Origin of the sequence: Erythrobacter sp. (assembly GCF_039988855.1) — a bacterium.
Taxonomy (GTDB): domain Bacteria; phylum Pseudomonadota; class Alphaproteobacteria; order Sphingomonadales; family Sphingomonadaceae; genus Erythrobacter.
The window spans coordinates 235,667-254,319 of the sequence record NZ_JBDXIY010000016.1 but is presented as its reverse complement, the minus strand read 5'-3'; the positions used below and the strand labels follow the sequence as shown (position 1 = coordinate 254,319).

At 53.9% G+C, this 18,653-nt stretch carries 14 protein-coding genes and 2 tRNA genes; 5 read left to right on the top strand and 11 right to left on the bottom strand.

Annotation, left to right across the window (positions count from 1 at the left end):
• Window positions 1-40: 40 nt before the first annotated feature.
• Together ABJ205_RS08830 and ABJ205_RS08825 are read right to left on the bottom strand one after the other, a co-directional pair.
• The gene (locus ABJ205_RS08830; protein ID WP_348155037.1) at window positions 41-562 is read right to left on the bottom strand and encodes an MmcB family DNA repair protein; all 522 of its coding nucleotides are present in this window, start codon (window positions 560-562) and stop codon (window positions 41-43) included.
• A 47-nt stretch (window positions 563-609) separates the two neighbouring features.
• Window positions 610-966: a hypothetical protein gene (locus ABJ205_RS08825; protein ID WP_348154730.1), complete on the bottom strand. Its 357-nt coding sequence runs from the start codon at window positions 964-966 to the stop codon at window positions 610-612.
• 268 nt (window positions 967-1,234) lie between these two features.
• Here ABJ205_RS08825 and ABJ205_RS08820 point away from each other — a divergent pair.
• A tRNA-Arg gene (locus tag ABJ205_RS08820) sits at window positions 1,235-1,311 on the top strand.
• A 220-nt stretch (window positions 1,312-1,531) separates the two neighbouring features.
• Here ABJ205_RS08820 and ABJ205_RS08815 read toward each other — a convergent pair.
• Window positions 1,532-2,860 carry a hypothetical protein gene (locus ABJ205_RS08815; protein WP_348158109.1) on the bottom strand — a complete coding sequence of 443 codons (1,329 nt, stop codon included), beginning with the start codon at window positions 2,858-2,860 and terminating at the stop codon, window positions 1,532-1,534.
• On the bottom strand, window positions 2,860-7,200 hold the full coding sequence (locus ABJ205_RS08810; protein ID WP_348158107.1) for a hypothetical protein: 4,341 nt from the start codon (window positions 7,198-7,200) through the stop codon (window positions 2,860-2,862). Before ABJ205_RS08810 ends, ABJ205_RS08815 begins: the two co-directional genes overlap by 1 nt.
• 105 nt (window positions 7,201-7,305) lie before the next feature.
• Here ABJ205_RS08810 and ABJ205_RS08805 point away from each other — a divergent pair, with 105 nt between their 5' ends.
• Window positions 7,306-7,872: a hypothetical protein gene (locus ABJ205_RS08805; protein ID WP_348158104.1), complete on the top strand. Its 567-nt coding sequence runs from the start codon at window positions 7,306-7,308 to the stop codon at window positions 7,870-7,872.
• Window positions 7,873-7,907: 35 nt separating this feature from the next.
• Here ABJ205_RS08805 and ABJ205_RS08800 read toward each other — a convergent pair whose 3' ends face one another.
• From ABJ205_RS08800 to ABJ205_RS08780, 5 genes are all read right to left on the bottom strand, one after another.
• Complete coding sequence (locus tag ABJ205_RS08800) at window positions 7,908-8,423, bottom strand: hypothetical protein (RefSeq protein ID WP_348158102.1); 516 nt, start codon at window positions 8,421-8,423, stop codon at window positions 7,908-7,910.
• A gap of 329 nt (window positions 8,424-8,752) precedes the next feature.
• Window positions 8,753-8,896: a hypothetical protein gene (locus ABJ205_RS08795; protein WP_348158099.1), complete on the bottom strand. Its 144-nt coding sequence runs from the start codon at window positions 8,894-8,896 to the stop codon at window positions 8,753-8,755.
• Window positions 8,897-9,847: 951 nt separating this feature from the next.
• Window positions 9,848-10,030, bottom strand: a complete 183-nt coding sequence (locus ABJ205_RS08790) for a helix-turn-helix domain-containing protein (protein WP_348158097.1) — start codon at window positions 10,028-10,030, stop codon at window positions 9,848-9,850.
• Between the two features lie 116 nt (window positions 10,031-10,146).
• Window positions 10,147-10,848 carry a hypothetical protein gene (locus ABJ205_RS08785; protein ID WP_348158094.1) on the bottom strand — a complete coding sequence of 234 codons (702 nt, stop codon included), beginning with the start codon at window positions 10,846-10,848 and terminating at the stop codon, window positions 10,147-10,149.
• A complete protein-coding gene (locus tag ABJ205_RS08780) occupies window positions 10,845-12,005 on the bottom strand; it encodes a tyrosine-type recombinase/integrase (protein WP_348158091.1) in 1,161 nt (386 codons plus the stop codon). Before ABJ205_RS08780 ends, ABJ205_RS08785 begins: the two co-directional genes overlap by 4 nt.
• A gap of 75 nt (window positions 12,006-12,080) precedes the next feature.
• On the opposite strand from ABJ205_RS08780, the gene ABJ205_RS08775 reads away from it, so the two are divergent.
• A tRNA-Ser gene (locus ABJ205_RS08775) sits at window positions 12,081-12,190 on the top strand.
• A 23-nt stretch (window positions 12,191-12,213) separates the two neighbouring features.
• Here the strand turns inward: ABJ205_RS08775 and ABJ205_RS08770 are convergent.
• Entirely contained in the window at window positions 12,214-13,437 is a 1,224-nt protein-coding gene (locus ABJ205_RS08770) for an MFS transporter (RefSeq protein WP_348158089.1), read from the bottom strand.
• A gap of 11 nt (window positions 13,438-13,448) precedes the next feature.
• A complete protein-coding gene (locus ABJ205_RS08765) occupies window positions 13,449-14,471 on the bottom strand; it encodes a LacI family DNA-binding transcriptional regulator (RefSeq protein WP_348158087.1) in 1,023 nt (340 codons plus the stop codon).
• A gap of 216 nt (window positions 14,472-14,687) precedes the next feature.
• Between ABJ205_RS08765 and ABJ205_RS08760 the strand changes: the two genes are divergently transcribed.
• Both ABJ205_RS08760 and ABJ205_RS08755 read left to right on the top strand, forming a co-directional pair.
• The gene (locus tag ABJ205_RS08760; RefSeq protein WP_348158084.1) at window positions 14,688-17,534 is read left to right on the top strand and encodes a TonB-dependent receptor; all 2,847 of its coding nucleotides are present in this window, start codon (window positions 14,688-14,690) and stop codon (window positions 17,532-17,534) included.
• A gap of 75 nt (window positions 17,535-17,609) precedes the next feature.
• Window positions 17,610-18,590, top strand: coding sequence for a glycoside hydrolase family 16 protein (locus ABJ205_RS08755; RefSeq protein WP_348158081.1), 981 nt, complete (start codon window positions 17,610-17,612; stop codon window positions 18,588-18,590).
• The last annotated feature ends 63 nt before the right edge of the window (window positions 18,591-18,653 follow it).

The window sequence follows — 18,653 nt, the reverse complement described above, 5'->3', positions numbered from 1 at the left end:
ATGACTGACAAAGCGGCCATGGGAAACCCTGCCAAGGTGATCAGCCTGCGCTGCTAAGATCACTACATTGTGGATCGATCAAAGCGGTGTTGCGGCGCATGGCAATGCGTGCGAGCCTTTCCACTTGGGCCTTTCGCCGGGCCGGGGCGAGTGGTTCCAAAGGAGCTTGGCGCAAGATTTCGGCATCATATCCATCGGCGACGATCACACCGCAACGTTCCGGGCTGAACGCTTCGCCTTCGAGCGGGGATCGATCCAACTCTGGCGGGACACCCCAGAAAAACCTATCGCAAAAATCGAGATAATCGGGCCATTTGTGATCACCCATAAGATCGCCGCGCGCGACCTTGATCTCGACGATGACAATTTGCCCTTTGGCATCGATTCCCATCAAATCGGCGCGGCGATTGGTTTGCCCATTGATTTTTAGAGCCATTTCTTCAACGCACCAGATATCGTTGCGAGCAAACAGCCGCTTGATCCCGCGCGCCACGTCTTTGGCGCATGGCGCATTGGCGGGTTGGGTAGAGTTTTCGAGAGTCGCATTGTCTTGTTCATCCATAGCATTCGGATGGAACATAATGCGAACACCGTCAAGTGTTGGATGCTTTAGGCTGCAACCGGTTCCAGCGCAATGAGGACGGCTTCACGCGCATGATAAACCTCTCGCCACAAAGCAAGCGCGGGAACGACCGGGTTCTGCCCGCGCGACTCGACTTCTTTGACCGCGCCAAGGCCCATGTCGATGAGGATTTCCATATCTTCAATCCCGCGCTCAGCCGCAATGTGGGTGTGATTTCCGAAAAGCGCGCCGGTGCGCGCAAGAGCATTCGCAAAGCGGGCATTCATCTCGCCAACAGGCTCTGGGGAAAGCTCGGCCATCAGGGCAATCTCACCCACCTTTTGGAGCAGCGCGGCCCAGCGCTGTGTGAGCGTCTCGGCTGGCTCTTGGCCAGACCGGTTCATAGGTTGGCCCATGGGGTTGTTGGGGGATGGCGGTGGAACGATCATGAGCTACGCGTAGACCCAAGGCCGTTTCTGATTGGTTAAGCTGACCACAGGTTGAACAGCTGAGGCGGATTCCATTTGTTTTGTAAGAGCGCCCTAGCGATATGCTCACTATCTTTGACCAATTAAATCTGGCGCAGCCGCCTGACCCTTGCTAACGCCCGCGCCCAGCCGCAAGTTGGCCTTGCGCATTGTGGTCTCATCGACGACAAGCGCCATGGTTCAAGCACCCGTAGCTCAGCTGGATAGAGCGCTGCCCTCCGAAGGCAGAGGCCAGAGGTTCGAATCCTCTCGGGTGCGCCATTATTTCAATGACTTATTGTTCCTCACTTCCGCTTGTATGGAATGAGTATGGAAAACGTGGCGGCATTTCTGGGGCATTGTGCCGGTTGCGGGTCCTTCCCAAGCGCTAGTTTTCCGCATGCGGTAGCGGACCCCAATTTCGGCGGCTCTCGAACTTTCGAGCAATGCTATTAACGGCAACGGCGTCAGAGCGGCCGATCAATCGACTGGTATACGCGCCTTAATCATTTTCTGGGTTTAGGTTCCCGGCGCCTGCATCATCCTCGAACGTAACGACAATGTAGTCGTCGTCTTCGTCCAACCCACCAGGCTCCAGCTTGATGCTAGAAATGGTTCGGCCCATTTCTAGCTGGATGCGGAAAAGGTTGTTGTCAGCACGGGTGCCAAGCATCCGCATGAATCTCTCTTTTGTTTCGCGACCTGCTAAAAAGTCCAAGAGAGCGCGTGATGAGAATCTAATCTTGGTGTCGATGCCTCTTCCCCCTGATATGCTGGCTCCAAGGTAAAAGCCTCTGCCTTCCGGCGAGAAGGCCTGTTGTTCATGTAGTTGACGGATCTGGTATCCTTCCAGGCGGGGCGGGGGCAAAGACGCTACGAACTCCCGGACTCCATCCAGCTTCAGTTCGACATTGGAATATACCTCCGCCTCCCATTTCGTGGTCTCAGTGAGGGCCGATAGATCACGCCGCTTTTTTCTGGCGGACAAGATGATGATGACATCAATATCGCTTTGACCGCTCTTCAGAAATCGGCGTGCGATCTCTCCTCCCTGAATGACTCTGTTTGTGGGGTCCCAGTTTTGTGATCGTCGCAGAGCAGTGCTCCCGACATCCCCTAGCACAACACATTTCAGGCCATCGAACAGCGGGCTTCGAAGCTGCTTTGACTTCCTCTTGAGGACGCCAAGCACATAGTTCTTCTTGTTGCTCCGTATCTCAGGAGGCATCGATGATCTGAAGTTGAATTGGGACTGCCGCTTTTCGTTCCATTCAACCAATACCTTTAGCATGCCATCGCGCAGATTCAGTTTCTCGCTCGCTCGCCTGTCATGATCTAGCAGCCAAGCACGTAGATTGTTCCTCAGGTGCTCGGAAACCTTCAAGCTTTCCGGGACGCAAATCCTGCGGATGGATTCCTGGTCAACCAACTCAGTCTCTTCGAAGAAAAAATAGGAGAGAAACTCTCCTGCTCCGCGCTGAATCTTGTTTGCTTCTTGGCTGAGCTTGCGAGATGCGTTTCGCATGCCTTTGTCACCGGGCAATGCGGAGTCTGACAGTCCAGCAATCTCCACGATTGTCTGGTGGCCCTCGAAGAGGTTCTCACTAAGGACATCCGGCGCCGTTCGTTCGCTATACCATTCCGGCTCAATCTCAATTGGGCCGATCTGTCCGAGACCCCAAATCACTCCTAGCTCTAACTCGGCTGGCAATGCCTGCTCAATCTGCTTCGATTCGATGCGGTTTACGAGGTCTTGCGTCTTCGACGCGGCCAACTGTGGGGCCAACTCGTTCAGCATACTCTGTAGACGTCGGCGCGTGAAAATCGGCATTACCGCTTCCGCAAAGCATCTTCTTTTTCGGTTGGTAGCCTAGGGCGTAGATCAAGGCCGAATACGAAGAGTCTCAATTGGTTGCCCATCTCAATTTCAATCTGCCGCGCTTCGTCGGTTAGAAATGCAACCAGCGCCTCCAAATCCATCATTTTGCCCGTCTTTGGGTGCTTCCAAGTCCGGTCCCTTTTGGTCGTGATCAACAGGCATCCGGCCCGGCAATTCTCCTTTGCCATGTATTTTCTTACGAGTTGTGAGCGCAGCGCAGCGGCAAGATCATTGGCGGCCCGCCCCTTCTCTCCGATCTTGAGTTCGATGACGGCCTCTTGATCGGAGGCTGTGGATCTAAGGCGAATATCGGTCTCCTTCTCGTCCGCAGTCACCCCTTCCTGATAGACGGTGTAAGCGTGTCTTGCTTCCTGCTTGAGAACGCGAGCAATCTCCCTCCGCATAAGCTTCTCATCTTTGATCAGCGCCCAAGTATCTCTCGGTGAGTCGTCCTGAAGTAAGAGATCGTCAATGTCTTCTAGCCGATCGACCATCAGGGAGTAGAACTCCTGACTGGTTCTGGGAGCGAGATCGGCACGGGGACCTAATGAAGCAATCTCTTCTTCCGTAGCTACTGAGCCATCAGACTGCTCCGCCGCACTTTCGAGTGCGAGAGCAAAAAACCTATCCTTGAGATCTGCCAATTCAGGATCCTCGGCCAATGCGAGTTTGGCGGGCCAAGCCTCAGGATCTGTGGAGGACAGCAGCACGTTCACAACTGCATATCGGCCTCTTTCAGCATGATCGCGAGCATCGGGGGTATAAGTCCCAGGACCTCTCTTTACGTCATCTTCTCTCTTGATGTGTTGGTGGGTCACTCGCGCGAGCTTGAGGAGTTGATCCGGAGTGTAGCCGCCGCGGGATAGGCTTATGGGGATCTCGTTGTCCCGGTCCCCAAAGAGGCTCCCTATCAATGGGATTGCGTCTTGCGGGCTGGTTTCGAGATACTTGGCTAGTTGTTCGACGGCCGATTGTGGATCCGTCCGAAAAATCACAGACATCCATGTCGAAGCTATTGGCATTGAGATCGGAGAGGCCAAAGCGTCCTTCGCGAGGCCACTCAATTGAACAATCTCCTCGTCGGAGCCGTGTTCCAGAACTATCGCTGCTAACTTGGTCAGTCGACTGCACAGGTGATCAGTATCATTCTCACTGGGCCGCGCATTCGCCGCTGACTCAAGGAGGTTCATTACCCTTGGAAGGAAAACCCTAGCAAGGGGAGTTGGGGCAGACTTGATATAGTAGAGCGAAATTGACCCAGCGTCGCTTCGCTCCTTTAATTCATCGAGTAGCTCACTACCTAGAACACGTTCTATGATTTGAGAATATGCTGGCACGAAGTCTGCGAGCCAACTTGGAAATCTGTTTAGCTCAACCGGGACATACCTAAGGGCAAGTTCGACTTCCTCCTCTGAAAGATGGCCGGCCCAACTAGCGTCCTCAGCCTCGGCGTAGAGGCCAGCTAGGCCCAATTGCCACTTTACCAGATAGGAGTTCTTCTCATCATCTTCGCGTTCGCTGCGAAGTGTTGGTGCCTCAGATCTCCAAAACTCCATCATTGCCAATCTAACGCGATCGGCTGTCTCCTTTCCGAACGTTTCCTCCAATAGCCGCCTATTCCAGCCTGAAAGGCTTCTGGCATGCTTCTCGTTCCTCATTGCTCTCCAGAGGTTCCAGATTGTGTTGCCTGCTTTGCTCTCGCCAAAAGCCGACTCCGGATTCTTCAAAATTTCCCGCATCAACGTGATCCAGCTTGCACGAGCAATTTTGTCTTTTCGTTTTGCCTTCTTCTCTCGTTGTCGGTCCCTTCTGGCCATCCGCTCCAGTTCACGGTCACGCCTCGTGGCGCTCAACTTCTTGTCCAAGCTTTTTGTCAATTCCGGGTTGTCGGCGACGTGCTCTTTAAGACTTTTGAGCCAATCGACCCACTCAACATCCCCTCGTGGCAAACGGATGGCCGCCTCTAAAGCGACCGCGCGCTTGTCAGTTGGTGCCTTTGAGTCTGAGAGAAAGCTGATCACCCATTCTCGATCTTCGTCATCGAGAAAATGATGTTCTCGCAATGTTGCATTGGCGAACCGAGCGTATGGGTCGCTTTCAGTCTTTACCGCCTGAAGCAACTCGTCAGCTTGCCAGAACAGGCGCTCCCTAACCTCAGACGAAGCCGCAAGGATTCTGTCGGTCAGCGCTTCAATCGACTCTCGACTTTGGTAATCGCTGTCACCCAACTTCAGGGCAATAGTTGCAGCCTTGAGCCAACCGACAGAAAGGGCTTTGTCCTCATCTTCTTTGAGGCAAGTCGCGACTAACGGAGCGATTAGGTGCCGGTTCTCCGACTGTAGATGCGGCCAGCGATCTTTTTCCCATGTGGCAGTGGAGTATATCAGTTGAGCCAAACCATCTCTTAGCGCCTCGAGCAATTCGGGACTCATTTGTTTGTGCTCGATTAGTCTCGGCAGCGACCATGAGAGATCGCCAATCGCGTCTGCCTCCTCCCGATGAACTGCGAGTGCTGCACATAGAACATCAACAGACATGTGTTCGGGAAAGAGACGGACGACAGCGCTCTTCGCCAGTCGGGTCGGCCAAGCTCCGTCTCGCGTGGCAAGTGCTGCACCAAGACCTTCAAGTCGCACATCTTCGACTGCGATAAGCGCATCAAGAGCACATAGGCGCTCACTAATGCTCAACTCGGCGTTTGCCACCACTTCAAACGCAATATCAGCGCATGCAGCTATCTTTGCTCCTTCGATCAAGGTCAGAAGGATCTCTCTAATCTCGTGGTTCTCGATCCCATTTTCCCAAAGCTCGTGGATGTCTGCAGCAAGCTCTGGATCTGAAAGCCGAGCCAGTTGTATGTGAGGCAAGTGAATGCCTCTCCATTCGCCTTCTCCAAAACGTCTAACCAGCGCAGCTAGGATGCGCCTCCTAGCGCCGATCGAGAGCGATTCAGGATCACCATGAGTTACGAGGGCTGCAGGCTCTCTTTGGCAGGCTTCATCGAATATTGTCTCATTCTCTAGCGCCAGCCACCCAACAATTGGCCGCATCGTTGGCTTGATGACGTCAATTCCTTCGCCGGTTGTGGCGAATAGCATTCGCTTGATTGTCTTTATCGGCAGACCCTTCACGCGGAGCGTTTTCAACCGATCAGCAGCAAGGAACTCAATGGCTGATCTGTGTTGAAATTTCACACGGCCATAAGATGCAAACCCGAAAAGGGGGCGCTGTAGCAATGTATCAATTTCTTTATGGCTCCATTCTGGAAGGATCGCCACGGGATCAATTGGCGGACTTGAGTTGCTGCCCAGTTCTCTATCGGCTTCCTTGCTATGGCGAATGGTAAGTTTGCGGCACATGATCGCCGCAAGCGCTAGTCTGCTCGCGCCTTCCCAAGCTTTGACCTGTGAGAGTTCTGCTTTCTCCTGCCTATCCTCGCGCGGTTGAAGTTTGTTCTCGATATTGGACTTCACTTGGTCTCGGTGACGCCGCAGCCTTCCATGGAGGTTCCAGTCTGCGCAAAGCTCAATCAAGTCTTGTGGTCGCCTCAGGTAATCGTCGGCATCTTGCGCCCTTGCTTCCGCGAGCATTTTCTTGGGGTCTGTGACACCCTCACTTGATGCAAGCATCTCCATTTGCTCGGTCGAAAGAGGCATAAGTGCGACTTCGCGCCAAAAGTGATTTTGGTCAGTCTGACCTTCGTCTGCTTGCTCGGTGTCTCCCATCGCTATAGATGCAAACCTTTCCTCCTGACTAAGGCTGGCTTCTGTCTTTGGGATTGGCAGTCGCTTTCGCATTTCCTGTTTGTCGAAGGCCACGGGACGGCTGGTAACGATGATCCGAGCCAGATGGAGCTTTCCCTCCAGTGCCTTCGCCAACTTGATCAAGGCGCTGCGAAAAGAGCGTTTGCTGATCTGAAGTTCGTCAACCGAGTCCAGTATGAAGGTTGCGTCCTCGGATTGAGCGGACTGCCAGGCGGCGAAGCGCTCCGATTCCTCGGGTGTTAGAAGGTCGTCGACAGGATTATCAGCTAGTTCAGCCAATTCGAGATGGAAAGCCGGTTCTCCCGCATCCCAAAGTCTCTCTTGTAGTTGTTGGCATTCGAAAGTCTTACCGGCGCCGGCTTCTGAGACGATCATTATCCTTCGCGACTCCAGAAGCTGATCCCAATCGAGGCCACGGTGCGCGGACAGCGCTTCAAGGAACTCTAGACGCTCTTCTTCTGTGACTTTGTCAGCGGGGATGTCCCTAAAAGTCCTGTTGATCTGATCGGTTTCTTTGGGTTCTGTCATGTTTCTTTTAACCGGGAGCCAATTTTGATTTATCATCGTATGTTCAAACGGGCCGACAAGTAAGGCTATTGGGCACACAAATGTTCTGGGGGACCTGTGGATACCGTGAATAAGGTCAAGAGGTTCTTGCTTCGATTTGTTTCCATTTTGCCATGGAAGCAATCAGCCGTTGAACTTGATCAGGTTTTCCAGACGATCGGCGAGTATGTCTTGCTATTCCAGCAACTAGAGAGCCAAATTGATCAAGCACTACTCATTTGGTGGGGCACGGAGAACTGGACGCAAAGCCAAAGACGGCTGGAGAAGCTCAGTTTTGCAGCAAAACTCAGTCGCCTAAAGGACGAGTTCAAGGCCAATCCAGGAAATCAACGAGGTCGAGAGCGGCCAGAATGGCCAGGGCGTTTCGAGGCACTCCTCAACCGCTTGGACGCGGAACGGGAACATAGAAATAGCTTGGTCCACTCCGCCTACTTGTTTGAGGCATTCGAGCACGGTGGCCCGATCATTCAATCAGATCGAGTTCGTAGACAAGGCGAGGTCCAATTTGACCAGACGCAATGGACACAGGAATATCAGGCGCAGCAGCTTAAGCGTGTAAGAGCATTGCTTACTGATCTTGGACAATGCCGAGTACAAATTATCCATGACCTGGCCGCCATGGAGCAACAATAGATCCTCCCGATGGATTAGATAGACCAAGACTCTGGTTAAGCGTTGTCCCTCAAGCGATTTATCAATCGCTGATCTCCGCAACGCTCGGCCACACGCTCAATGAGGGGGCGCAGCCCTGCGGTGTCATAGCTTACGTCAATCGGACCACGTGTGCCATCAACTCGGATGACCACCCGCTCGCTGTCAGCCAGCCGCTGTGCAAATGCGCGACCCTCAGCGCCATCGAGAAATGCCCTGTCGATGTGAGTGTATTCTGCGGATGCTCGATGCACCGAACCGCGATCTACTCGATACTGAAACGTCCGCAGTTCGCGCAGCAATGGTGACGAAAGTGACGCTAGCAAGCGGTCAGTATCTAGCGTCACATAGATGGTTCGCGACCTCGAGTGATCGCACGCAATTGACAGCTTGGCTTCCGGCTGGTCGGCAACGACGCCAACTAACAGTGCATCGTCAATTGGGTCCAAGCGTTCGTGATATGTGAAGTCGCCAGCGCTCGTGCTGACGCCTTGTAGCGCCGTCAGGACGACGGCGTAGATTGCAGTTTTCATCTCATGCTCCGTGCTCAGCCCGACTGGTGCCGGGCGGTTCAAAACGCGCGAGCACGAGGCAGCACGCCTCCCTTATTCGCCGAGAGGCTGTTGTATTCCGGGAGCCACCCGACATAGGCGGCTCGTGCTCAGCGCGTCATGCGCACCGCGAATGCTTTTGACGACATCACGCGGTACACACCGTGTAACGCCTGTTTGTGAATTGGACTAGGTGTCACGTGACACTTGAAAGTGGCACTTGGAGGGGGTGCGCCGTTTCTAGCAACTAGAAACGAAACGGTGTTAACGGTCGGCCGATCAGTTGGGTCAGGGAATGGCTTATATAAGTGCTACCAACGCGGTAGCAGCCATGCGGCCAGAAAACCCCAGTTTTCCGTGCTTGCTGCTACCTCTTGCGCAGCAGGGTCGATCCATGTGTGCTGCACCGTTGGTAGCAGAACACGCGAAACTGCTACCACGCCCGTAGTGCTCATTTCCCTTTGTTCGCGGGTTTGGGACGCCAGTCGAGGTAGTCGTTCGTTGCTGGCTTCCAAGAATTGAACCTGCCCGATGAGGCAAATGTCAGCCCGTATTCTCGCGCCTTGCGCTGAGACCAGTCACCTTCAGTCGCAATGTATATGAGACCATGCTCCATTAACTTTGCGATGGCTGCGGGGAATGGCGACTGGTTCTTTCGATTTAGATCGTGCGCTAGCTCGCGATAGCTTACAGCAATCTTGCCATTATTTGATCCATTGAATCGCAGAACAATTGAAAAAAGGATCAGCCTCGACATTGGCGGAAGCTGCCGGAATGCCTCGCTCTTGAGAACTACGTGCGGAATGCCAAGCCAAGGCTGGCCTCTTGTGTCCGCCTTATTCGGCGGGTGGTTCTTTTTCTTTGCCATTGGAATGCCTGTCTAAGACTTGCTTAGGACGCGGCTTTCTCGACGCGCCAATACTGCGCGCGCCTCCGGCCATGCCCTTGCGCAAAATTCAATGTGAGGAGGGCGATAGGGGGCTAGCAGCAATCTCGTGCCGCTTCGCCCCACACTGCCCTAGTCTCGCAGGATAGTGATGATGGTGACATCTGAGCGCAGAAAGTACCTTCCGTGCCTGCCTTCTGCGTGCTCCTCCCGCTCCATCGGTATTGATAGTTTGTAAGTGCGACGGAGCACCATGATGTAGTGAGCCAAGCGGAAGGCCCAGGAATCAACTTCCCCTGCCGTAATCCCGTTCTCGGCAGCCCCAACTAGCGCGAGCAAGGTCTTCGCTGTTTTCGCCATTAAAACGAGCGGCTGCCCGTTTGGGCCGACCGCTTTTACGATCAATGGCTTGCGACGCCTGCGAGGTAAATGATAGAGCGATAGTTGTCCGTTGGCGTGCAAGTCATGGGCCTCAGCCCCCAGAGCCGTTGCAGCGGACCTGGGGGCTTTCTCATATGGACTAGTCATTGGCAGCTTCTCCCCCCTTAGTCGGTAGACTTGCAGCCCATGCCTCAGCATCTTCAACTTTGATCCGAACCGATCGGCCAATATGTGTCACTCGCAGGCGGCTAGCAGATATTTCGCGATAGACGGCGCTTCGCGAAACGCCGTATTTTACGCAGAACTCAGGTAGTTTCATCATGTCCATTTCCTTGCCCATGCAGGGACGAAACGAAATGTCGACCTGCTTTGGGGCACGGCAAGGGATGTTCAGAAATCCACCCAACTTAAATGGAATTATGATGGTCCCGGCTGGGCCTATTTTTTTCTGGGGCGGCCGCGCTTGGGTAGGTCTTTGATTTTTAGATCAGGCTCTTCGTGCGATGAAAACAGCGGGGAAGCCGTGAACGGATCTATGTAGCCACGTTCGATTGCACCCTTCCGAAAGCGACCCAGCCACTTTTCGATACCGTCCCGGTCCGGAAGGAACCGTTTGTCAGTTCTCAAATTGCTGAAGGCTCCACTTCTTATCCGATAGTCCTCCTTAACCGCCTCAATCGCTTCTTGCTTGGAGGCTCCTTTCTTGATCAGCGAATAGACTGCCTGCCCGACTAAGGAATCGAGAAAATCCTGCTCCCTTTTCTTACGTTCCCTACCGCCATCGAGCATTTGGGCGTCAGGCCTGTCCCGAAGTGTGAGCAGCCAAGGCACTATGGATTTTTCTTCGGCTAGGATCGCCAAGTATCGGGTCTCTAGAAGCCCTAGCCTTCTAACCAAGACGCGGAGTGCACGCAGCCTGTGCCTGAGGGATGCTCGGGGCCAATCAGCGGCAGCCTCAGCAACAGTTCGAATGTCGCTCGTTATCTTGGCTCCCCTAGGCGCCATCGCTAGATACCGTGCTTCGGCATCACGCACGAGTTCACGATCTCTCCTTATCGCCTTCAAATCATCGCTCGCACCGAGCGAATCCTGCGCTCCCTGAGGTGCGCTTTCGTCTCCCCTGGATCGATCCTCTGTCACAACGCCAACTCGCCCAGCGCTTTGACAGCCGCATCGCTAGCCAAATGACCATAATGTCGCTCGATCATCTCCACGCTCGTTCCAGAGATTTGGGCAATGGTAAGCAGGGGAAGGTTAGCCCGCACGAGATCGGTAATAGTGCTGTGCCTCAAGGTGTAAGCCGTTGCATCGGCTGGCAATCCAGAGGTCGCGACGGACGCAGCGATGGGACGTTTCCAGCTATGTCGGTCCCATGGTTGGCCATTAGCCCGCATGAATAGAGGAGCGGAGGGGAGCTTATTCTTGGCTTGTCCAGCCAGCAGATCGGCGGCCTCTTGGGGAACTTGAATGCGACGAGGTTTGCCAGTCTTATCTTTGCCGATAGCCAGTTCGCAGGTGCGCTTATCGAAGTCGCCAGCCGTCAATCCAGCCATGGCTCCTGGCCTAAGCGGCAATAGGCAAAGTGCTCGAATGAAGGGCGCTGCTTCCGCTTCCGCGTTGTTGATGAGTGTTCGCCTTTCCTTTAGGTCAAGATAGCGGGTGCGCTGGCCATCTGCGTTGGGAATGGCCTTCAGCGCCTCCTGCCAAGCAGCTTCACTGTTCGGAGCGCCCGGTGAGAGGACTTTGCTCAGTGCTGCTCGCAACACCGCCATGTCACGATTGACCGTTGAGGGCGCTCGCTTGCGCTCGATTTGCGCACCTTCCTTGCTCCGGCTTATCCGGGCAGGTCGATCTTCCAGCCGCTTGCGCCAATCCTTTACGTGCTTTCGGCGAAGCTTCTCCAATCTCACTTTGGCGATTGGATCGCCGTAGACATAGCGTGTGAAGCGCTGCTCAGCTTCCAGACGCGTGCTGGCGTAATCTCTACAAGCATCGGCGACTGTTTCGATCTTGCGTCTTACTTCGCCGCCAGACTCGACTAATTCCGCAAGCTTCTCGGCTTCGATCTTCGCGGCTGCGAACATCTCATTGCCTGGAAGTTTGCCAAAATCACCGAGCGATTTGACGACATACTTGCTGGTATCCTCATCATAGACCCGAGCGATCCAAGTCCCCTTGCTTGCCCGCTTTGAAGGCCTGAACCCAATAAAGCATCCGGCGCGCAGCCGATGCCAATGTGGCTCGCGTTGCGCCTTGAGGCGTTCGCGCTGCCCAACTTTGCTCAAATCTAGAGCCATAAAGGTTTGCCTCATTCAAAACGTATGGAATGAGTATGTAATACGTGGTGGTGTGATCTGGGACAAGTAGGGACAGCAAGCCATTGGTTTCACTAAGGTAGGTGGTCTCCGGACATTCCTAATTGCGCCAATTTCCTGCCCTCCGAAGGCAGAGGCCAGAGGTTCGAATCCTCTCGGGTGCGCCATTTTCTTCAAGAACGGCGTTGGTTCAGCGCACGTTGCGGACAAAGAGAATCAGGCAGCCTGCAACTATTGCTGCGATCGCAAAACCTCCGAAAAGAGTCGACAGCGCGCCTGCAATCTCATCCTCAACCAGGGCGAGGAGCGCAATGGAAGGCGCTATGATTGAGGGTAATGTGTTCGAGAGATTCATGACACCAAGCAAAAACCCTCTCCTCGGGTTTCCACCGACAAGCTGCGCGACCAATGCGGTCTCTACAGAAAGGAACCCAGAGAGCCCAAGTTGCAAGAGGCCATAAGCGATAAGGAACCAAACAAGTTGCGGAGCAATCGCCAAGAGCCCTAGACCGATTCCGAACACGCATGCGAATCCGAATGTGGGCAAACGTCTCACACCCTTCAGATCTGAGATCATTCCCCCAAACAAGGTTGCAAGAATGGCGAGTATTGCGGCTGGCGCCGTCAGCAATGCAAGAACCTCGCTTGCACCGGCAGCACCAGATGACTCGGAAGCTATACCTTTGGCAGCGATATACAGATAGACATAGCCAATAGCGAAGGAAGCACCTGTCTGGACCAACAGGCGTGATGTCCATGCGAGCACAAGATCTCGCCGCAAGTCTTGACTATCTGTAGGAGCGCGTCCCGGTTTTACGCCTTCTTCGGCCATAACCGCACCCACATTCCAAGCAATCAAGAGGGGCAGCATGCAAGCCACTGCAGCTCCTCCGACAAACAGAAATGCGCGTGGATCATCCTCGGGAAACACCCAAGCAATTGGCGCTACAAGCAAGATCGTAGTGGGCAATGCCGCATTGCCAAGGCCGCTCAAACGGCCTTTGAGTTCATCCGGAAAGTGGTCAGCAAGCAAGACACCCAAAGGCGCAAAAGAACAGTTCAACGCTATCTGGAAATAGACAACAGCGACAAAAAGAGTCGTTTTAGTCTGCGCAAAAGCAAACCCAACGTAAGCGGTGAATAGTAGGCCAGCGCCAATGGCGATCAGACCGCGCCGGCTTCCGAACCTCCCAATCCAGCGGTCGCTCAAAGCCCCAGCAATTAGGTGTGCAAAACCTGCTACGACCCCTCCAGTCAAAAGCAGCAGGCTAAGCAAGGTGGCTGTTTCATCCGGGGCCACTGCTTCTACACGCCTTGGTAGAAGCAGGACGAGCAAAGGCATGAAACCCAAATAGGCACCCAGGAAGGCCAATCCGTAGGTCCAGACTGCCGAGCGGGCGAAGGGTTGTGTCAAAATCTGATGGCCTACGGCGCGCTAGCCGTACTCTCACGCTTTACAAGTTCGAAGGGCAATTCGTACTTGCCTCGCGCGCTCTTACCAGAACTTTCGGCAATCAATCCGCCACACGCCTTGGCAATCATGTCGGCGGTGGGTTGGCGGATGGCGGTCATCGGAGGCACGCTGAGGCGAACACCGGGCGTATCTTCCAAACTGACGAGCGAGAGGTCACGCGGTATCTTAAGCCCCAAGCGATCCGCCACATGCAGGACAGCGAACGCCATTTGGTCGTTGTCCGCGATAATCGCCGTCGGGCACTCCTTATGAGAGAGCCACTTTTTCACCACTGTAATCGCTGTATCGAACTTAAAATCACCCTTTCCAATCCAGTCACTTCGGAAAGGTAGGCTTCGCTCCTGCAAGAGGTCACGATAGCCATCGAGCCGCATCATTGAGTTTCCGTAAAAGGGCGACCCGGCAAGATAAGCAATCTGGCGATGTCCAAGGTCAGCCAAGTGTCGCGCCGCCTCAAAGCCTGCACCTGCTTCATCCATGCAGACATCGACAAAGGCTCCGCCCTCGCGCTTCCCAATCCGAGCACAAGCGATACCAAACTCTTTGAGAAGGTCGGTCAAAGCAGCGTTTTCACTATGCGGGGGTGTCAAAATCACGCCGTCCGGCCGCAGCTCAGAGATCACCTTGGAGAGCTGACCTTGCGCTTTCTCCGGCTGTGTGTCGATCAGCTCGAATACAAGGTGATAACCTCGGGCTTCACACTCGGTCATGCCTCCAAATAGCATTTGATCGACCCAGTCATTGCCGCGCCCTGCGCGCCAATTGTCATAGGTTCGCTGGCGATCATTGATCGCAAGGATAAGGTAAGATCGATTGCCACCCATCCTGCGCGCTGCCGAATTAGGCACATACCCAAGAGCATCAATAGTTTGCTGAACTTTTTCGCGGACTGCGGCTTTGACGTTTGGAGAATTGTTGATCACGCGCGACACGGTTTGATGCGAGACGCCAGCGATTGAGGCGACGTCCCTCATAGTCACAGCCTTTTTGCGCGTCAGATCCACTTTTCTTTCCCTACATGCACTTTCAAAGAAGCATTAGCCTCCGTCAATCCGTGTCCCGATTACCACAATTTGGGTTGGGTTCCAGCAAAATTGTGACCGATCACTTTTCCTCTTGTGATCGGTCACAATTTGCTATTATGTCATAGTGACGACTCGCGACATGCGAGCTTCTGGGAGAGGGATACCATGATTTCACGGCACACATTGTTATTGGCTAGCGTGGCCAGTATTGGTCTTGCGCAGCCCACCATGGCTCAGGCGCAAGCCCAGCAATCCGAAGATGAATCCGGTGCGCAATCTGATGGGCAGAGTGCCTCGGTGGAAGATGTGCAAGGCGATGCCATCATTGTGACGGCCGATCGGCGAGAGCAAACTCTGCAGGATTTTGCTGGTACGGCTTTCGCGATCAGCGGCGAAGATTTGCGGGCGCTTGGCGTCCAGAATGTCACCGATCTGCAGAACCAGATCCCAGGTCTTTCGGTCGCAAACAACCAAGGTAACGTCGAGGTTTTCATTCGCGGGATTGGTTCAACCAACAACACCGAATTGGGTGATCCTGCGGCGGCCTTCCACTTGGACGGTGTGAACATTCCGCGTCCATCGGGCATTGGATCGGCCTTCCACGACATCCAACGCGTTGAGGTCAATGTCGGACCTCAGGGCACGCTGCGGGGTCGTAACGCGACGGCTGGTTCGATCAACGCAATCACTTTTCGTCCTGGTCTTGGCGGGTTCGACGGGTCTGTCGAGGCCGAATATGGCAACTTCGATCACCGTTCCTTGCGCGGTGTTTTGAACATTCCCTTGGCGGATACGGTCGCTGTACGCTTCTCCGGTCTCTATCAAGAAAACGATTCCTACTATGATAATGTTGGTCCTGTCGAAGGGATTGACGTGGCAGAGTCGCAAGACAACTTGTCTGGCCGCGCGCAAATCCTCTGGGAACCTACTGATCGGCTGAGCATTCTGGTCGCAGGCGACTACATTTCTGAGACTGGAACGGGTTACACCGGGACCAATTTTGCCTTGCCGCTTGGGGCGCTGGAAGATGGCGACATTACGCAAGCGCAATTCGATGACATTGATCCGCGCGATGTGATTGCGCGCGGGATCACACCTGAGCAGGACACCGATCACTGGGGTATCAGGACGACGATCGAATATAAGGGTGATGGCTTCAGCGTCGAATATATCGGCAGCTACCGGGATGCGGTGTACGATTATGAGGCGACTACGCCATTGTCACCGGATTTCCCAGGCGTTCTGGATCGCCTTTCTGAGCGAGATAACATCTTCACACCGGAACCCGGTGATGTGATTAACGACCCGATTATCTTGCAGGAAAATCTCGACAATTTCTCGCGTTTTCGGATTATCTCGGATTCGCGTTCGCACTTCCATGAGTTGCGCGTTTCCAACTCCGATGGACCGTTTATCTGGAGCCTTGGTGCACTTTACATCAATGAAGACCAGCGTTCGTTCCTTGGGTCGACTGGTGATCGCGGCCTTTTCTTCCAGGGCATCGAATTCAACACTCAAACCGAAACCGATTCATACGCATTTTACGGTGATGCGACCTATGAAGTGTCAGACAATTTTCGACTGACCGGCGGCCTTCGCTACACTGATGATCAGAAAGAACGCACTGGTGTCGCGGCGCGCTATGGCTTGGCTCTGGGTGGTGGTAGCTTCGAGTGTTGTGGCGGCGTACGTGTCGGCACCGAAGGTTTCGAGTTTGCCGCCTTTGACCGCACGATCATCAATCCCGATACCGATGGTGATGGCGCTATTTCTGATGCGGAAGTCTTCGCATTTCAAGCAGATGGGGTCGCACAATTCGGCGGGCGCGATAACCTTGGCGATATTCTGGCGAACGGCCCTCAGGCGATCTTTGCAACCCCATTCCCCGATGGGGGTGACGGCACAATTTTGACAACGCCGTGCATCGATACAATCTCGTTCGATTTCTTTAATTGCGATGGGTTCACTAACGGCGCTTTCGATCCGGCAACCTTCCCAATCAATCCCGGAGCATTCACGTTTGCCGTTCCTTTTGGAGGACAGATCTTCCAGCAGGACGGTGAATTCCAAGATGATTTCGTTGATTGGAGAGTTCGGGCCGAATACGATATCTCGCCTGATAACTTGCTATATGCTTTGGTTGCCAATGGTCACAAATCTGGCGGATTTAACGACAATTTGGGCGACAATGGTGTGGCACCAACATTCGGGACCGAAAGCGTGGTCCTTTATGAAATCGGTAGTAAGAATGAGTTCGATATCGGCGGGCGCCGGGCATATCTCAACGCTTCGTTCTTCTATAACGATTATACCGATCAAGTTTTCACCGGACTGTTGAGTGTCGCGACCGCAATTGAGACGGCGGTTGGTATTTTGGGGCAGGATATTCCTGTTCCTCCGGGTACCAATACCGATCTAGTGGTTTCCTTTAGCTTTAACGCTGCAGACTCTGAAATCTATGGTGCCCAAGTTGAGGGGGGCTTTGGACTTCCTGGAAATATCGATGTCGACTTTACAGTTTTGTGGCTCGAAGCGCAGATCCAGAATTCCCAGGAAATTCCTGACTTTCGTTTCCAACCCGATGTCGATTCAGGCAATGCGGTCTTCCGTCCGATTGATGGTAATCGATTGCCCCGGACACCGCGTTGGCAGTTGAACGGTAAGGTTAGCCAAGTTATCGAACTGCCCCAAGGTCAGCTCGATTGGGTCGCGTCCTTTGGTTATCGCTCGTCACAGTTCCATACAATTTTCAACAGCTTGGAATTCGATACGAACGGTGTTGGCACGCCTGTGACCGGCGGGCGCTTGCTTGACCAGATTGATGGCTACCTCACGGTGGACATCGGTGCGGGTTGGACCATCGATGATGAGGGCAAATATCGCTTCGAAGTTTACGGCAACAATGTCACCAACCAGCAGGAGGAAGCGGCGATTGTTATCACACAGTTCGATAACACGCGCTTTTTCACCCGGCCAAGGACTTATGGCGCTCGCATTCGCGCTCGGTTCTAGAACGGAGATCAATCGGGGGTCAGTGCACGAGAAGGCACTGACCCCCATTTTGATTGCCGAGAAGGGATAGGACATATGGGACGTAGAGTATCTTTGAGCCTTGTCGCAGGACTTGGAATCGCAGGACTTGGAATTGCCGGCCCTGGAATCGGCGGCCTTGTTTCAAGCGTGGCGGCGCAAGACGCTTCACCGGCAACCCAGGTCAGCGTAGCGGATCAAGAGGCTGCTACGATTGATGCGCTACCCCGCGTTGAAACGAGCGTCCCAGCAGGTTTCGAACTGGTCTGGTCGGACGAATTTGATGCGCCTGGCCTCCCGGACCCAACAAAGTGGAAGTACGATACCTTCCGCAATGAAAAGGGCTGGTTCAACAACGAAAAACAATATTACGCAGAAGGTCGGCTCGAAAATTCGCGCGTGGAGAATGGCAATCTCATTATTGAGGCGCGCCAGGAAGACCTTGCACCCGGCCGCTTCCCAGATTGGAGTGGGCAGGAGTACAGCTCTGCCCGCCTTCTCACTCAGGGTCTTGGTGATTGGACCTTCGGCTTTTTCGAAATTCGCGCCAAGCTGCCTTGCGGTACAGGAACTTGGCCAGCGATCTGGATGTTACCATCAGAGCCAGACATAGAGTGGCCCGCCGGCGGAGAGATTGATATCATGGAGCATGTGGGCTTTGAGCCCGGCATAATCCATCATTCGATCCACACAACCGCGTTCAACTTTTCACGCGGCACACAAAAGACAAGCAAGCATGAGCTGCCAACTGCTTGCGACGCCATGCATAAATATCAGCTTTTGTGGGCACCCAATATGCTCTTGTTCGCGGTCGACGATCAACCCAAGTTTCTCTTTCAAAAAGAAAGCGACAAGAAGACCCGTTGGCCTTTTGATAAACCGCAGCACCTTCTTTTGAATGTCGCAGTGGGAGGAACATGGGGCGGTCAGAAGGGCATTGATCCAAGTGCTTTCCCGGCCCGAATGGAAGTCGATTACGTCCGCGTGTTTCAACCTACAAATTTGATCGGGCAACAAGAGCAGGCGTCATCAAAGTGACCCGCACCGATCTCGGTGTTGCAACAGCACATCTGTTGCAGGATCGGGTCGTACCATACTGCT

Bases quoted from the DNA above. Each gene is read 5' to 3' on its own strand.
- ABJ205_RS08800 (WP_348158102.1), bottom strand. From the start codon at position 8,423: ATGAAAACTGCAATCTACGCCGTCGTCCTGACGGCGCTACAAGGCGTC.
- ABJ205_RS08825 (WP_348154730.1), bottom strand. From the start codon at position 966: ATGAACCGGTCTGGCCAAGAGCCAGCCGAGACGCTCACACAGCGCTGG.
- ABJ205_RS08780 (WP_348158091.1), bottom strand. From the start codon at position 12,005: ATGGCTCTAGATTTGAGCAAAGTTGGGCAGCGCGAACGCCTCAAGGCG.
- ABJ205_RS08795 (WP_348158099.1), bottom strand. From the start codon at position 8,896: ATGAGCACTACGGGCGTGGTAGCAGTTTCGCGTGTTCTGCTACCAACG.
- ABJ205_RS08790 (WP_348158097.1), bottom strand. From the start codon at position 10,030: ATGATGAAACTACCTGAGTTCTGCGTAAAATACGGCGTTTCGCGAAGC.
- ABJ205_RS08755 (WP_348158081.1), top strand. From the start codon at position 17,610: ATGGGACGTAGAGTATCTTTGAGCCTTGTCGCAGGACTTGGAATCGCA.
- ABJ205_RS08810 (WP_348158107.1), bottom strand. From the start codon at position 7,200: ATGACAGAACCCAAAGAAACCGATCAGATCAACAGGACTTTTAGGGAC.
- ABJ205_RS08830 (WP_348155037.1), bottom strand. From the start codon at position 562: ATGGATGAACAAGACAATGCGACTCTCGAAAACTCTACCCAACCCGCC.
- ABJ205_RS08815 (WP_348158109.1), bottom strand. From the start codon at position 2,860: ATGCCGATTTTCACGCGCCGACGTCTACAGAGTATGCTGAACGAGTTG.
- ABJ205_RS08765 (WP_348158087.1), bottom strand. From the start codon at position 14,471: ATGAGGGACGTCGCCTCAATCGCTGGCGTCTCGCATCAAACCGTGTCG.
- ABJ205_RS08760 (WP_348158084.1), top strand. From the start codon at position 14,688: ATGATTTCACGGCACACATTGTTATTGGCTAGCGTGGCCAGTATTGGT.